Below are 15,701 nucleotides of genomic sequence, written 5' to 3'. Positions count from 1 at the left end.
TACTAAAAGGCGATCAATCCGGCGATCAGAGGGATAACACCGACTTTGAGGCAACTAAAGACATACTTTATTATTCGCGCACTTTCCTGGCACACCATGCACCACCGTGCCGCGCACCTCCTCACCGACTGCTGTTCCCATGTCCACTGACAAACCCAAGCTCCGCTCCGCCGCCTGGTTCGGTACCACCGACAAGAACGGGATGATGTATCGCAGCTGGATGAAGAACCAGGGCATCCCGGAGCACGAGTTCCAGGGCAAGCCGATCATCGGCATCTGCAACACCTGGTCCGAGCTGACGCCCTGCAACGCCCACTTCCGCGAGCTGGCCGAGCGCGTGCGCCGCGGCGTGTTCGAGGCGGGCGGCTATCCGGTCGAGTTCCCCGTCTTCAGCAACGGCGAGTCGAACCTGCGGCCCACCGCCATGTTCACCCGCAACCTGGCGAGCATGGACGTGGAGGAAGCGATCCGCGGCAACCCGATCGACGCGGTCGTGCTGATGGTCGGCTGCGACAAGACCACGCCGGCGCTGCTGATGGGCGCGGCCAGCTGCGACGTGCCGGCCATCGTCGTCACCGGCGGGCCGATGCTCAACGGCAAGCACCATGGCAAGGACATCGGCTCGGGCACCGCCGTCTGGCAGCTCTCCGAGCAGGTCAAGGCCGGCACGATCACGCTGCATGAATTCCTCTCGGCCGAGCAGACGATGAGCCGCTCGGCGGGCACCTGCAACACGATGGGCACGGCGTCCACGATGGCCTGCATGGCCGAGTCGCTGGGCGTCTCGCTGCCCCACAACGCGGCCATTCCCGCCGTGGACGCGCGCCGCAAGGTGCTCGCCCACATGAGCGGCATCCGCATCGTCGAGATGGCCAAGGAAGGGCTGACGCTCTCCAAGATCCTCACCAAGCAGGCCTTCGAGAACGCGATCCGCACCAATGCCGCGATCGGCGGCTCCACCAATGCGGTGATCCACCTGAAGGCGATCGCCGGCCGCATGGGCGTGGAGCTGGACCTGGAGGACTGGTCGCGCGTCGGCCGCGGCACGCCGACGCTGGTGGACCTGATGCCCTCGGGCCGCTTCCTGATGGAGGAGTTCTACTACGCCGGCGGCCTGCCCGCGGTGCTGCGCCGCCTCGGCGAGAACGGCCTGCTGCCCCACCCCGAGGCGCTGACCGTCAACGGCCACAGCCTGTGGGACAACGTCAAGGACGCGCCCAACTACAACGATGAAGTGATCCGCCCGCTGGACAAGCCGCTGATCGCCGACGGCGGCATCTGCGTGCTGCGCGGCAACCTCGCGCCGCGCGGCGCCGTGCTGAAGCCCTCGGCCGCGACGAAGGAACTGCTGCAGCACCGCGGCAAGGCCGTCGTGTTCGAGGACCTGGACGACTACAAGAAGCGCATCGTCGACCCCGAGCTGGACGTCACCAAGGACTCGATCCTGGTGCTGAAGAACTGCGGCCCCAAGGGCTACCCCGGCATGGCCGAGGTCGGCAATATGGGCCTGCCGCCGAAGCTGCTGGCGCAGGGCATCACCGACATGGTCCGCATCAGCGACGCCCGCATGAGCGGCACCGCCTACGGCACGGTCGTGCTGCACGTGGCGCCGGAGGCGCGCGCCGGCGGCCCGCTGGCCGTGGTGCAGGAAGGCGACTGGATCGAGCTGGATTGCGCCGGTGGCCGCCTGCACCTGGAGGTGCCGGACGAAGAGATCGAGCGCCGCCTGGCCGCCTGGGCCGCCGCCCAGGTGCCCGACCCGGCCGATGCGTCCGGCTACCGCAACCTCTACGTCTCCCGCGTGCTGCAGGCCGACGAGGGCTGCGACTTCGACTTCCTCGTGGGCTGCCGCGGCGCCGGCATCCCCAAGCATTCGCACTGACACTGAAGTAACCCGTTATGGCCACGCAAGCTCGCTACAAGGGCGTCTTCCCCGTCGTCCCCACCACCTTCACCGAATCCGGCGAACTGGATCTCGAGAGCCAGAAGCGCTGCGTCGACTTCATGATCGACGCCGGCTCCAACGGCCTGTGCATCCTCGCCAACTTCTCCGAGCAGTTCCTGATCGCCGACGACGAGCGCGAACTGCTGACGCGCACGATCCTCGAGCATGTCAGGGGCCGCGTGCCGGTGATCGTCACCACCACGCACTTCTCCACCAAGGTCTGCGCCGAGCGCAGCCGCCGCGCGCAGGACATGGGCGCGGCGATGGTGATGGTGATGCCGCCCTACCACGGCGCCACCTTCCGCGTGTCCGAGCAGCAGGTCTACGAGTTCTACAGCGTGCTGTCGGGCCGGCTCAACATCCCGATCATGATCCAGGACGCGCCGGCCGCCGGCACGCCGATGTCCGCCGCCTTCCTGGCCCGCATCGCCAAGGAGACCGAGCACGTCCGCTACTTCAAGATCGAGACCGCCGGCGCCGCATCGAAGCTGCGCGAGCTGATCCGCCTGGGCGGCGACGCGATCGAAGGCCCCTGGGACGGCGAGGAGGCGATCACGCTGCTGCCCGACCTCGACGCCGGCGCCACCGGCGCGATGACCGGCGGCGGCTACCCCGACGGCATCCGCAGGATCACCGACGCCTACTTCGCCGGCGACCGCGAACTCGCGATCAGTGAATACACGCGTTGGCTTCCCCTGATCAATTGTGAGAATCGCCAGGGCGGCATCCTCTCGGCCAAGGCACTGATGCGCGAGGGCGGGATCATCGCCTGCGAAGCCCCGCGCCATCCCTTCCCCGCCATGCACCCGGCCGTGCGCGCCGGCCTGATCGAGACGGCGCGCCGGCTCGACCCGCTGGTGTTCCGCTGGGGCCGCTGAAGCTGGCAGTTAGAAATCCGGTAGTACAACAATCCCCCAACCAGGAGACAACCCGTGAACCTGACGAAACGCAAGACCCTTCTGACCGCCGCTGCTGCCGGCATCGCCATGATGTTCGGCGCCACCTTCGCCGCCCAGGCGCAGGAAAAGGGCACCATCGGCGTGTCCATGCCCACCAAGTCCTCGGCCCGCTGGATCGCCGACGGCGACAACATGGTCAAGACCCTGCAGGGCAAGGGCTACAAGGCCGTGCTGCAGTACGCGGACGACGACATCCCGAACCAGCTCGCCCAGGTCGAGAACATGATCACCCAGAAGGTGAAGGTGCTGGTGATCGCGGCCATCGACGGCACCACGCTGTCCAACGCGCTGCAGAAGGCCCACGACGCCGGCATCAAGGTCATCGCCTATGACCGCCTGATCCGCGGCTCGGCCAACGTCGACTACTACACCACCTTCGACAACTTCCAGGTCGGCGTGCTGCAGGCCGGCACCATCGTCGACAAGCTGGGCCTGAAGGCCGGCAAGGGCCCGTTCAACATCGAGCTGTTCGGCGGCTCGCCCGACGACAACAACGCCTTCTTCTTCTACAACGGCGCGATGTCGGTGCTGGATCCGTACATCAAGAGCGGCAAGCTGGTCGTGCGCTCCAAGCAGATGGGCATGGACAAGGTCGGCACGCTGCGCTGGGACGGCGCCGTCGCCCAGGCCCGCATGGACAACCTGCTGTCCGCCTTCTACGGCAACGCCCGCGTGGACGCGGTGCTGAGCCCGTACGACGGCCTGTCCATCGGCATCCTGTCCTCGCTCAAGGGCGTGGGCTACGGCACGCCGAAGCAGCCCTTCCCGGTCGTCTCCGGCCAGGATGCGGAAGTGGCCTCGGTCAAGTCCATGCTGCGCAACGAGCAGTACTCGACGATCTTCAAGGACACGCGTGAGCTGGCCAAGGTCACGGCCAACATGATCGACGCGATCCTGTCCGGCAAGCAGCCCGAGATCAACGACACCAAGACCTATGACAATGGCAAGAAGGTCGTCCCGTCCTACCTGCTGAAGCCGGTCGCCGTGACGCTGGAGAACTGGAAGCCGGTGCTGATCGGCAGCGGCTACTACAAGGAAGAGCAGTTCAAGTAATCGGCCCCTGGGGCGGGCGCGGCCGTGGGGCTGCGCCCGCCTTCTTGCCTTTCGAGAGCAGTTATCGATGAGCATTCTTGAGATGCGCGGCATCACCAAGCGCTTCCCCGGCGTGGTGGCGCTGTCCGATGTCAACCTCGCCGTGCGCGCCGGCGAGATCCACGCGATCTGCGGGGAGAACGGCGCCGGCAAGTCCACGCTGATGAAGGTGCTGAGCGGCGTCTACCCGCATGGCGACTACGAAGGCGCCATCCATTTCGAAGGTGGCGAGCGCCACTTCAAGGGCATCCACGACAGCGAGGAAGCCGGCATCATCATCATCCACCAGGAGCTGGCCCTGGTGCCGCTGCTGTCCATCGCCGAGAACATCTTCCTCGGCAACGAGCCCGCCAACGCTTTGGGCGTGATCGACTGGTTCGCCGCCTACGCGAAGACGCAGGAGCTGCTGAAGAAGGTCGGCCTCAACGAGAAGCCCGGCACGCTGATCACCGACATCGGCGTCGGCAAGCAGCAGTTGGTGGAGATCGCCAAGGCCCTGTCCAAGAAGGTCAAGCTGCTGATCCTGGACGAGCCCACCGCCAGCCTCAACGAGACCGACAGCGACAAGCTGCTGAACCTGCTGATGGGCCTGCGCGAGCAGGGCATCACCTGCATCATCATCTCGCACAAGCTGAACGAGATTTCCAAGGTTGCGGATTCCATCACAGTCATCCGCGACGGCTCCACCGTGCGCAGCTTCGACTGCCGCACCGAGACGATCAGCGAGGACCAGATCATCCAGGCCATGGTCGGCCGCGAGATGGCCGACCGCTATCCGAAGCGCGACGAGAACCGAAAGGTCGGCGAGACCGTCTTCGAGATCCGCGACTGGAAGGTCTACCACCCCGAGCACACCGACCGCCTGTTCATCAAGGGCGTCAACCTGCACGCGAAGCGCGGGGAGATCGTCGGCATCTCCGGCCTGATGGGCGCCGGCCGCACCGAGCTGGCGATGAGCATCTTCGGCCGCTCCTGGGGCCGCAAGATCACCGGCGAGGTGCTGATCGACGGCAAGCCGGCCGACGTGTCGACGATCCAGAAGGCCGTCGACCTGGGCCTGGCCTACGTCACCGAGGACCGCAAGGGCTACGGTCTGGTGCTCGGCAACGACATCCGGGCCAACAGCACGCTGGCGAATCTCGAAGGCGTGTCCAGCGCCGGCGTGATCGACGAGGGCAAGGAGTTTTCCGTCGCCACGGCCTTCCGCGGCAAGCTGCGCATCCGCTGCTCCAGCGTCAACCAGCAGGTGGTCAACCTCTCCGGCGGCAACCAGCAGAAGGTGGTGCTGGCCAAGTGGCTGTTCGCCAACCCGGAGGTGCTGATCCTCGATGAGCCCACGCGCGGCATCGACGTCGGCGCCAAGTTCGAGATCTACAGCCTGATGGCCGAGCTGGCCGCATCGGGCAAGTGCGTCGTGATGATCTCGTCGGAGATGCCCGAGCTGCTGGGCATGTGCGACCGGATCTACGTGATGAACGAAGGCCGCTTCGTCGGCGAATTCACTGGCGCGGAAGCGTCACAAGAGAAGATCATGCGTTCCATCGTTACTGCGGGAGGCCAATGATGGCTGCCGTTCCCACCCCATCGTCCCCGGCCGCCGCGCCCAAGGCCTCCACCGCCAGCTTCCTGAAGAGCAATCTGCGCGACTACGGCATGCTGCTGTCGCTGGTCGTCATCATGGCCTTCTTCTGGTGGATGACCGACGGCACGCTGATGCAGCCGCTGAACCTCACCAACCTGGTCCTGCAGAACAGCTACATCGTCATCATGGCGCTGGGCATGCTGCTGGTGATCGTGGCGGGCCACATCGACCTCTCGGTCGGCTCGCTGGTCGGCTTCATCGGTGCGCTGGCCGCGGTGCTGATGGTCGAATACAACTGGCACTTCGTGCCGGCGGTGCTGGTGTGCCTGCTGGCCGGCGCGGTCATCGGCGCGATCCAGGGCTACTTCGTCGCCTTCTTCAGCATCCCCTCCTTCATCGTCACGCTGGCTGGCATGCTGGTGTTCCGCGGGCTCAACCTGGCGCTGCTGCAGGGCCAGTCGGTCGGGCCCTTCGACCCGACCTTCCAGCTGCTCAGCTCCGGCTTCATCCCCGACCCGCTGGCCGGCGAGACCCTGCGCACCACCTCGCTGCTGGTGGGCGTGGTCGTCGCGGTGCTGCTCTTCGTCGCGCGGCTGCGCGAGCGGGCCAACCAGTTCCGCCACGGCATGGACACCGAGCCGCCGGCGATCTTCTTCGGCAAGAACCTGTTCTTCAGCGCGCTGATCATCGCCCTGTGCTGGAAGATGTCGCAGTACAAGGGCCTGCCCAACGTGATGGTCGTGATGACGCTCTTGATGCTGTTCTACGACTTCGTCACCACCCGCACCACGATCGGCCGCCGCATCTACGCGCTGGGCGGCAACGAGAAGGCCGCGCGCCTCTCGGGCGTGAAGACCAAGTGGCTGAGCTTCTACACCTTCGTCAACATGGGCGTGCTGGCTGCGGTGGCCGGCATGGTGTTCGCCGCGCGGCTGAACACCGCGACGCCCAAGGCCGGCGTCGGCTTCGAACTGGACGTGATCGCCGCCTGCTTCATCGGCGGCGCCTCGGCCACCGGCGGCGTGGGCAAGGTGATGGGCGCGGTGATCGGCGCCTTCATCATGGGCGTGATGAACAATGGCATGTCCATCATGGGCATCGGCATCGACTACCAGCAGGTCATCAAGGGTCTCGTCCTTCTGGCCGCCGTCTTCTTCGACGTCTACAACAAGAACAAGTCTTGAAGTGATGCTGTCACGCGCCCCTTGCGCCCGCCAAAACTCCGTTCGGGCTGAGGTATCGAAGCCCTGTGCCGAGCGCGGCGTGCGCGAGGGTCTTGCACGGGCCCCACTTCGACAAGCTCAGGACAGGCTTCGATACCTCAGGGCGAACGAACATTGCTTAGGACTGGACGCCTGACTTGAACAACACCGGCCACCGCGACTACCGCCAGCCCCCCGAACGCAAGAGCCAGCATGCACGCATCGTGCATGACCTGGGCATGCGCATCGTGGCCGGCGAGGAGTTCAAGCCCGGTGACCGGTTGCCGGCCGAAGCCACGCTGCTGACCGAGTACGAGGTGAGCAGGCCCGTGCTGCGCGAAGCGGTGCGGGTGCTGGTGGCCAAGGGCCTGGTGCTCTCGCGCCAGCGCGCCGGCGCCACCGTGCGGCCGCGCAGCGACTGGCACCTGCTGGACCCGGACGTCCTCTACTGGCTGATCCAGAGCAAGCCGCAGGCGGAGTTCGTCAACACGCTGATGATGGTGCGCCGCGTGTTCGAGCCGGCCGCCGCCGCGCTGGCCGCGCGGGTCGCCACCGACGAGGCGCTGGCGAGCGTCAAGGAAGCCTACGACGGCATGGAGGCGGCCACCACCGCCGACGAGATCCTCGAGCCCGACCTCGCCTTCCACCGCCGCATCGCCGAGGCCACCGGCAACGACCTGCTGGCCTACATCGGCAATATGCTGAGCCTGGCGCTGCGCGAGTCGATCAAGCTCAGCAGCAAGCACGCCAACACCCACGCGCTCTCGCTGCCCCGCCACAAGGCCATCCTCACCGCGCTGCTGAACCGCGACCCGCTGGGCGCCCAGCAGGCGACGCTGGTCCAGCTGAAGGAGACCGGCATCGACATCAGCGAGGTGCTGGAAGAGTCAGGGCTGGGGTCGCTGGAATAGCGGCCCCGCCCGCATCACCCGCCGCTCAGGCGGCGACCCAGTTGCCGACCTCGGTCTTGCGCGCCGTCAGCATCCCCTCGAAGCGCTGCTTGACCTTGGACATCTCCTCGCTGAACGAGCGGTCCTCCGCCAGGCGCGGCACATAGCGCACCAGCGCCTTGCCGGCGTCGTCGCAGGCCTTCAGGCAGTCGGCCTTCTTCTGCGCGCTCAAGGTCGACGGCACGGCCTTGGCCTCGGTGCTGGCGGCCACGTAGACCTCCTCCAGCACGATCAGCCCGTTCTCGAAGGAGCGGGTGTCCTCGTCGGCCAGGCCGCCCTTGGTGACGCCCAGCGACTTGATGGTGATCCAGCTCGCCGCGGTCAGCTCCATCTTGGCCGGCGCCCAGACGGCCGCGGGGCCGTCGATCTTGCGGCCGGTGACGACGTTGTCGTCCGGCATGCGCGCCTCCAGGTACTTGACCACCTTGTCGAGGTTGGCGTCCGGGTCCTTGAGCACCTCGGGCGTGATGTCGCAGGCGCCCATGAAGTCCTGCACCAGGGCGTCCTTCTTGATCAGCGCGCCCCAGGCCACCGCGTACTTGGCCAGCGTCGGGTTCTCGCGCACGGCGATCAGGCCCAGGCGGCGGTTCTCGGGGCGCGACAGCGCCACCTCGTAGGTGCTCCAGGCCTTCTCCAGGTCATAGCGCTTGTTGGCCTCGTAGACCACCGCCTCCGCGGCCTGCGCGATGCCGGCCGAGGCCGAGACGATCACGCCCGCCGGCGCCGCCACCACGCCCGCCACCTGCATGATCGCGCCGATCATCTTGGCCGCCTCGAAGGCCGCGTTGGCGTAGTAGTGGGCCTGCTGGACCCGGCCGTTGTGGATGAACTGCGAGACCGCCGGCGAGAAGGCGCTGGCGGCGTTGTAAAGGCCCTCGCGCTTCTCCACGAAGTTGATCGTATCGACCGTGCGCTTGCCGGCCTCGTAGAGGTTGCGAGCCACCTTCAGCGCGCTGCCGACGATGGCCAGCGGCGCGATGAAGTTGGCCGCCGTGTCGATGCCCAGGCCCACCAGCGTGGCACCCCACTTGAGCAGTTTCTGGTCGGCCTCCAGCCGGGCGATCTTGCGCTCCAGCATGCCGGCGAAGATGGCCGGGTCGTCGCTGGCCGCCGCCTGGCAGACCGCGCAGACCCACACGCCGCCGGACCCCTGCACCCAGTCGGCCTCGTGGTCCGGCTTGTCCTTCCTGTGCTTGACCTTCAGCTCGTCGGGCACGGCCTCGGCTTCCTCGTCGCGGTTGAACTCGGCCTCCATCGCATCGGCCGCCTTGCCCTGGGCCCTGGTGCGCGCCGCCTCGCTGGCGAACAGCGCCTGCACGGCCGGCGTCACGCCCGCCGTCACCGCCGCCGTGGCGGCCGCCTGGAACAGGCCCACTGCCGCCTCGTAGCGCTCTTCCTCCAGTGCCTTCAGCACGGCGTCGGCGGCCGGCTGCGTCTGCAGCGCGGTGTCGATGCGGTCGGCCGCGGCGTTCAGCTTGGCCAGGCTGTCGCCGGTCTCCGGGTCGAGCTTGACCAGCGCCGCGCGGCAGGCCCGGCCCAGCTCCGTGGCGATGGCGCGCACCGCTGCCTCGTCCATGGCTTCCAGCTTCAGCTGCGCCTCGATCGCCTTGCGGCCGACCACGGCGCCGAAGGTCGAGGACACCTGCATGCCCAGCGCCGCCACCGCGAAGGGCACGCCGATCGCGGAGGCCGCGCCGCCGGCGATGCCCTGGGCCAGCTGCGGCGCCAGCTTGATGCGGCCGGGCGGCGGCGTCTCTTCACCGCCGGTCACCTTTTCGTAGACATCCTTGCCGCCCTCGTAGGCCACGTCGGTGGTGAAGGTGAGCGCCTGGCCGGCGAAGGCCATGCGCTGGTTGGCGATGTCCAGCGGCGAGCCGGCCAGGTTCTTGTGGATGGTCTTGATGTTCTCGGCCGGACTCCAGCTGGTGTGGCTGGACGAGCCGTCCTTGTCCAGCCGAGCGCCCTCGATCTGCGCGCCGCTCATGCCCACGGTGAAGAGGCCGGTGCCGATCGACTTGGCCAGGCCGAAGTTCTCGTCGAACAGGCGCTTGGCCGTGCCCTTCTCGTCGCGCTTGACCCGCTCGCCGTAGGCGTCGAAGCTGCCCTTGAGCATCTCCTTGGTGCGGCTGAACTTGTCGGGGATGGCGGTCTCCGGGATCAGGCCGCGGCGCTTGAGCGGGTCGTAGATCTCGGAGGCGATCTCCTCCTTGCCGAACAGCGGCACCTGGTTCGGCTTGTCCGAGGTGCGCCGGCCGTCCTTGTCGGTCGGGTAGACGAGGTTGCCGTCCTTGTCCAGCTCGTCGCCCATCTGCTGTTCCATCTCCATCGCCAGCTGGGAGACGCGGCGCTGCGCCGCCAGCTGCTTCTGGAACTGCTCCTGGGTGCCGGTCTTCGGATCCCACTCCTCCATCTGGCCGTCCACGCCGGCCAGGCGGTAGCCGAGGGCCTGGTCGTCGATGTCGGCTTCCTTGTCCTGGCGGTGCTTGACGTAGTCCAGGCCCTTGAGCTTCTCGCCCTTCTCGTTGACCAGGGTCTGGTCGGAGCCGTCGAAGATCTGCTGGCTGTGTTCCTCGCGGTCGGAGGCCAGCTTGGCCACCAGCGCATGCTTGAGCTGCTGGCGGGTGTCGAGATTCTTCTGGGCCGCCAGCGCCGCGTCGAGCTTGGTCAGCCAGTCCTTCTGCAGGTCGTTCATCATTCTTGTCTTGTTCTATGCGAGGTTCAGCTGGCCAGCAGCGCGCCCATATACCCGTTCAGCGCCACGCGCAGCGGGCCGATGGCGACCGGGGCAAAGGGGTTCTCGGCCGCGGCCTTGAGGATGCGGTGCTCGTCGAGCAGCGCCAGGTAGCGGCGCAGCTGCACGATGGCGTGCTCCTTCAGCTCACGGCGGTCGCCCTGGCGGTCCACGTTCTCGGGCTTCACGCTGAGCGTCTCGGCCGCCTGCCCGAAGGTGCCGGCATTGAACAGCGTGCCCAGCGGCTCCAGCACGTCCAGCGCCTTCTTGGTCGTCTCGGGCGTGTAGCCCGGGTCGCCGGCGCAGGCGTCGGCCACCGCCTTCTTCAGCTCGCCCACCTGCTTGAGGTAGGCGCTGACGGCGCTCTGCCAGCTCTCGTTGCACTTGAGCAGCGCCTTGCGCGAGGTGCTCGCCACCGAGAAGGGGTTCTCGATGAAGGAGCGGGCCGCCGACTGCGCCAGGCGCAGCTGCTCGTTGGCCAGCGCGTAGGCGCCGGCCTCGGCCTGCTTGGCGGCGGCGCTGCGCAGCTCGGCGACCTGGCCGTACAGCGAGGCGTTGCGCTCGCCGGAATCCACGCCGTCGTAGACGCCCTTGGCCTCGCGCGACAGGCCCTTGTCGAACACGTCCAGCGCGGCCTCGAACTCGACCTTGTCCTGCGCCGCCGCCAGCTTGTTCTTCTGGACGGTGGCTTCCATCTTGTCGCGCTTGTCCGCGTTCTTGGCGGACTCGATCAGCAGCGCGATCGTCCGCAGCTCCAGCTCGGAGCTGTTGGCATCGCCCTTGCCGGCCTTCTCGGCCGCCTCGATGCGGCCGTTCAGGCTGGCGAACAGCCCCGGCGCGTCGGTCTTGATCGCCTGCAGCGCCTGCTTCGCCTCGGTGGCCTTGGCGCCCAGGCCCTCGTAGCGGGTCTTGGCCTCGGCGGCGGCCGCCGTCAGCTCGCGCAGCCTGGTTTCCAGGCGGGTCAGCTCGGCCACGCCCTCGTCCGGCGACAGGGTCTTGAGCTTGCCCGGCAGCACCTTCTTCACCTCCGTCTCCAGCGCGGCATGGGCCAGCGGCTGGAAGGCGGCGAGGTCCTTGGCCTCCAGCGCCTTCGCCAGCGCCTCCTGGCGCTCCTTGATGCGCTTGTAGTTGGCGCCGTCGGGCTTGCCGAACTCGGCGACGATGCCGTCCATCTTCAGCTTGAAGGCGTCCAGCTGCAGGATGCCGGCGTTCATCAGCGTGATCACGGTGCTGCAGGCCATGCCGTTGATGCCGGTCAGCTCGTCGGCCAGGCCGTTGAAGAAGGCCTCGTTGTCCTTGTTGGCCTTGCGCAGCGTGTCGATCTGGCCGGTCAGCAGCGTCACCTTGCGCGAGACCTCCTGGCGGCGCGAGTTCAGCGCCCTCTCCATGAAGCCGCGCTTGTTGTCGGCATCGCCCTTGAGCTTGACCATGCGCGGCGTCTCGAACTCGCCGTTGGCCACCATCGCCTCGTACTGCTCGCGCAGCGAGGCGATCGTCGGCGAGGCCGACATCACCGGATCGCTCGGCGGCGCGCCGAAATCCTTCAGGTAGTCGATGGCCAGCTTGGTGGCCTTGCGCGCTTCCTCGAAGGCCGGCTGGCGGTCCGCCTTGACCTTGTCGGCGCGGCTCCTGCTCAGCTCGTCCGGCGTGCTCTTGATCCTGGTGATGCGGGTGTGCAGCGTCTTCAGCAGGCCGTCCAGGCGCAGCGCCTCGGCGCGGACGTCGCCCAGCATCGCCTCGCGCTGGTCTATCGGCAGGTCCTTGTTGCCCAGCGCCGCGGTGGCCTTGCGCCATTGCGCCATCACCTGGTCCAGCTCGGCCTGCAGCGGCGCCGCGTGGCCGCCGTCGGAGGTGAGCGACAGCAGCGAGGACTCGATCACGCCCTTGGACAGGAACAGCGGCGTCTCCGCCTTGGCCAGCTCGGCGCGCAGCAGCACCTCGCGGCCGGCGAATTCGGCGGTGACCGGCTTCTTGGCCTTGATCTCGCCCTGGGCCTTGGCCAGCGCCAGCAGGTTCTCGAGCACCTTCTGGTCCTTCACCAGCGCCACCAGCTCGGCGAAGCGATGGGCGGGCACCAGCGTCGAGCGGATGTCCATCGGGATCAGCACGTTCAGGTGGCGGGCCACCTCGCGCGCCGCGGCGGTGGCGGCGTTGTCCGGCAGGCCGGCCAGCTGGGCCACCAGCTTCTCGCCCTCGCTGATCTTCTTGTCCATGGCCAGCCATTCGGCGTACACCAGCTCCAGCGCGTTGTACTCGCGGTCGATGTCGGTCTTGAGCGCGGTCAGCACCGGCCTGGCGGCCTCGTACTGCTGGCTGCCCAGCAGCGCCACCGCGTTGTTGTAGCGCTGCTGCAGCGTGCCGAAGAGCGCCGCGGTGGCGGTGATCTTCAGCTTGGTCATCTTCGGCGAGAGGTCGTCGTACAGGCGCTGCGTCTCGGTCGAGGCCAGACCCAGCACGCGCACCCGCTCGGCCAGCTCGGTGGCGCGCAGGTCCAGCGCGTTGCGCACCTGCTCGCTCACCGCCGCCTTGCGCGACTCGGAGGCGGTGTCGATGCGCAGCAGCTCGTCGGTGATGCGCTTGCGGTCGGCCGCCACGCCGATCGCATCGCCGATGCCGGCCACCTGCTCGTAACCGGCGATGGCCTTGCGCAGCTTCACCAGGATGGCCTGCAGCGGCTTGTCGTCGCCGCCCTTGTCCATCTTCTGCGCGGCCTCGCGGCCGGCCTTCAGCGTGCGCGTCAGGCCCGCGAGGTGCTTGTAGGCCTCCTCGTAGTCGGGCTCGAAGCCGCGGGCGGTGTTGAGCAGGCCCTGCAGCAGCAGCAGTTGCGCCTTGGTGCCGGGCAGCGGCTTCAGCTCGTCGATGGCGGCCTGGATGCGCTCGCGCTTGTTGTCGTAGACCGGCTTGTGGCGCTTGGCCGCCAGCACGCGGTCACGCACCTGCGTCGTGGCGTTCGGATCGACGGCGCCGACGGCCAGCTGCATCTCCATCTGCAGCCGGTACAGGTCGGCCGAGACCATCTTGATCTCGGCCTTGCCGGCCTCCTTGCTGAGGCGCTTGGCATTGACGCGCTGCACCGTGCCGCGCGAGACGGCGCTGAGATCCTCGTAGCGATCGCGGAAGCCGGGGTAGACGCCGGTGAAGCTGGGCGCGTCCTTCTCCATCAGCTTGAGCAGCGCGACGACGCCGGAGGAGTTGGCCTCCAGCGCCTCCGGCCCTTCCTTCTTGCTCTTGAGCAGCAGCTTGCGCGCGTCGGTGTTCCACTGGGCGAGAACGGCGGTATCGGTCATGAAGGACTGTTATTCGTGTTGGAAGGGCTGCGCTCAGACCGGCGCCGGCATGGTGTCGCGGATGTTCTCGAGGGCGGCGCCCAAGGTCTGCTCGATGTTCACGGCCACGCCGTAGGGGTTGCTGTCCACGTGCTTGACCAGCGCATTGGCGCTCAGCTCGGCCAGGTAGGACGTGACCTGCGCCTTCAGCGCCTTGGTCACCGGCGAGGCCTTGTTCTCCGAGGTGTTCATCGCCTCGTCGACCATGGCCAGCAGGTCGTCGTTGAGCTCGCCCAGCGCCTCGGCCAGTTCGTCGGCCAGGTCCGCCTCGTCGGGCGACTGGCTCGGGATGGCCTTCTTCAGCGCGGCGATCTGGTCCTTCACCTTGCCGGCGGCGCTGCGGTAGTCGAGCAGGGTCTTGCGGTACTCGACCAGGCCCTCGTAGCCCGTGTCCTCGGACGGCTTGGCGGCGTCCAGCATGCCCTCCAGGCGCTTCAGCGCGTCCAGGGCCTTGGTGTACTCGCGTGCGGCGGCCTGGTCGCCGGCATAGCCGAAGACGGCGCGCAGCCGGGTGGCGTCAGCGGGGTTGCCCTTGAGCACGTCGAGGTAGCGCGCCTCGACCTCGGCCAGGCGGGCCTGCCACTGCAGCGCCTCGGGGCTGGTGTCGCCGCCGCCCTCCTCGCCTTCCTGCTCGCCGCCCTCGCTGCCGTCGAGCAGCTGCTCGGCCTGGTCCAGCAGCGCGTTGGCCTGGTCGAAGGTCTTGTTGCGCGCGGCCAGGCCGGCCTCGCCGATCTTGGCCTTGAGTTCGGCGGCAGCGGGGCCGGCGGCGGCGAGCGCTTCCTTCACGCGCGGCATCAGCGCGGCCAGGCGGGTGTTGAAGGCGGCGCCGCCATCAGCCGCGGGGGCGGCTGGCGCCGTTGCCGGTGCGGCGGCGACGTCCAGCAACTGCTCCACCTGGTCCAGCAAGGCGTTGGCGTGGTCGAAGGTCTTGTTGCGCGCGGCCAGCCCGGCCTCGCCGATCTTGGCCTTGAGGTCGCCGGCGGCCGGGCCGGCCGCGGCCAGCGCTTCCTTGACGCGCGGCATCAGCGCCGCCAGGCGGGTGTTGAAGGCAGCGCCGCCATCGGGGCCTGCCGCAGCCGCGGGCTGCAGCGGCGGCGCCTCGGGCACCTCGGCCGCAGCGGTGGCGGCGGCTTCGGGCGCCACCTCTTCCAGCATGCCCTCCAGCGCCTCGCCGTCCTCGTCGATGTCGTCCGGGTCCTCGCCGCGCACGCGCACCTTCAGGCGCAGGCCCACCTGCGCGAGCAGCGCGGCCTTGAGCTTCTTGGCCAGGCCGGCCGCCTGGGTCTGCAACACGAAGGTATGCGCGTTGGCTTCCCAGATGCACTCGCCCACCGCGTACTTCACGCCGCCGGTGGCGCCCAGGAAGTCCTGCATCAGCTTGCGCCTGGCCGGCGAGATGCTGCGCTTGGAGAGCATCACCGCCGTGTCCTTGCCGGCCAGCGCCACCAGCGCCTGCATCGGCTCGCCCTTCTGCACCATCTTCACCAGCGGCAGCAGCTTGCTGGTCAGCAGGGCCGGGGATTCCTCGTCCTCCTCGCCGGCGCTCTCGTTCTCCTTGGCCGCCTTGCGGGCGTCGGCCTCGGCCGACTTGCGCTCCTTGGCGAGCGACTTGTCCGCGTCATCGAGATAGGACGCGACTTCCTTGTCGCCCTTGGCCGCCTTGCGCAGGATGTCGGCCTGCTTCTCCACCTCGGCCAGCGCGGCCAGCCGGGCCTCGGCGTCCTTCGCCCCGTCCAGCGCCCCGAAGGCCTTGAGGAGGGCGGCGTCCTTGAGGCCACGGCCCTTGGAGAACTTCTTCCATTCCGCTTCGCTCAGATTCTTCTCGCTCATGGCACACCCCTCCACCGTTGCACGACGCCCCGGTTCCGGGGGGCGAGCATAACGGCGTTGTTCAGCTGACTGAAGTGGCAGCTA

The 15,701-nt window shown here is 68.0% G+C and carries 9 protein-coding genes; 6 read left to right on the top strand and 3 right to left on the bottom strand.

Features of this window, described 5'->3' with window-relative positions; translation table 11 throughout:
* Positions 1-139: 139 nt before the first annotated feature.
* The 6 genes from B0W88_RS00125 to B0W88_RS00100 all read left to right on the top strand — a co-directional run bounded on the left by B0W88_RS00125 (position 140) and on the right by B0W88_RS00100 (position 7,691).
* Positions 140-1,882 carry an IlvD/Edd family dehydratase gene (locus B0W88_RS00125; protein WP_077032607.1) on the top strand — a complete coding sequence of 581 codons (1,743 nt, stop codon included), beginning with the start codon at positions 140-142 and terminating at the stop codon, positions 1,880-1,882.
* A 17-nt stretch (positions 1,883-1,899) separates the two neighbouring features.
* Complete coding sequence (locus B0W88_RS00120) at positions 1,900-2,823, top strand: dihydrodipicolinate synthase family protein (RefSeq protein ID WP_077032606.1); 924 nt, start codon at positions 1,900-1,902, stop codon at positions 2,821-2,823.
* Between the two features lie 108 nt (positions 2,824-2,931).
* Positions 2,932-3,957 (top strand): multiple monosaccharide ABC transporter substrate-binding protein, encoded by a 1,026-nt coding sequence (gene chvE, locus B0W88_RS00115; RefSeq protein ID WP_077032651.1) that lies wholly within the window; start codon positions 2,932-2,934, stop codon positions 3,955-3,957.
* 67 nt (positions 3,958-4,024) lie between these two features.
* A complete protein-coding gene (gene mmsA / locus B0W88_RS00110) occupies positions 4,025-5,560 on the top strand; it encodes a multiple monosaccharide ABC transporter ATP-binding protein (RefSeq protein WP_077032605.1) in 1,536 nt (511 codons plus the stop codon).
* Positions 5,560-6,762, top strand: coding sequence for a multiple monosaccharide ABC transporter permease (mmsB, locus tag B0W88_RS00105; protein WP_198937730.1), 1,203 nt, complete (start codon positions 5,560-5,562; stop codon positions 6,760-6,762). Before mmsA ends, mmsB begins: the two co-directional genes overlap by 1 nt.
* A gap of 176 nt (positions 6,763-6,938) precedes the next feature.
* Positions 6,939-7,691 carry a FadR/GntR family transcriptional regulator gene (locus B0W88_RS00100; RefSeq protein WP_077032603.1) on the top strand — a complete coding sequence of 251 codons (753 nt, stop codon included), beginning with the start codon at positions 6,939-6,941 and terminating at the stop codon, positions 7,689-7,691.
* Between the two features lie 25 nt (positions 7,692-7,716).
* On the opposite strand, the gene B0W88_RS00095 is transcribed toward B0W88_RS00100, so the two are convergent.
* The 3 genes from B0W88_RS00095 to B0W88_RS00085 are packed head-to-tail and all read right to left on the bottom strand — an operon-like array spanning position 7,717 to position 15,617.
* A complete protein-coding gene (locus B0W88_RS00095; RefSeq protein WP_158080766.1) occupies positions 7,717-10,422 on the bottom strand; it encodes a hypothetical protein in 2,706 nt (901 codons plus the stop codon).
* 26 nt (positions 10,423-10,448) lie between these two features.
* A complete protein-coding gene (locus B0W88_RS00090; RefSeq protein WP_077032601.1) occupies positions 10,449-13,748 on the bottom strand; it encodes a hypothetical protein in 3,300 nt (1,099 codons plus the stop codon).
* Positions 13,749-13,781: 33 nt separating this feature from the next.
* Positions 13,782-15,617: a hypothetical protein gene (locus tag B0W88_RS00085; protein ID WP_077032600.1), complete on the bottom strand. Its 1,836-nt coding sequence runs from the start codon at positions 15,615-15,617 to the stop codon at positions 13,782-13,784.
* Positions 15,618-15,701 lie beyond the last annotated feature (84 nt).

Source organism: Pelomonas sp. KK5, assembly GCF_001984095.1.
GTDB lineage: Bacteria > Pseudomonadota > Gammaproteobacteria > Burkholderiales > Burkholderiaceae_C > KK5.
The sequence above is the reverse complement of the archived record's forward strand: the minus strand, read 5'-3'. Positions and strand labels throughout refer to the sequence as shown.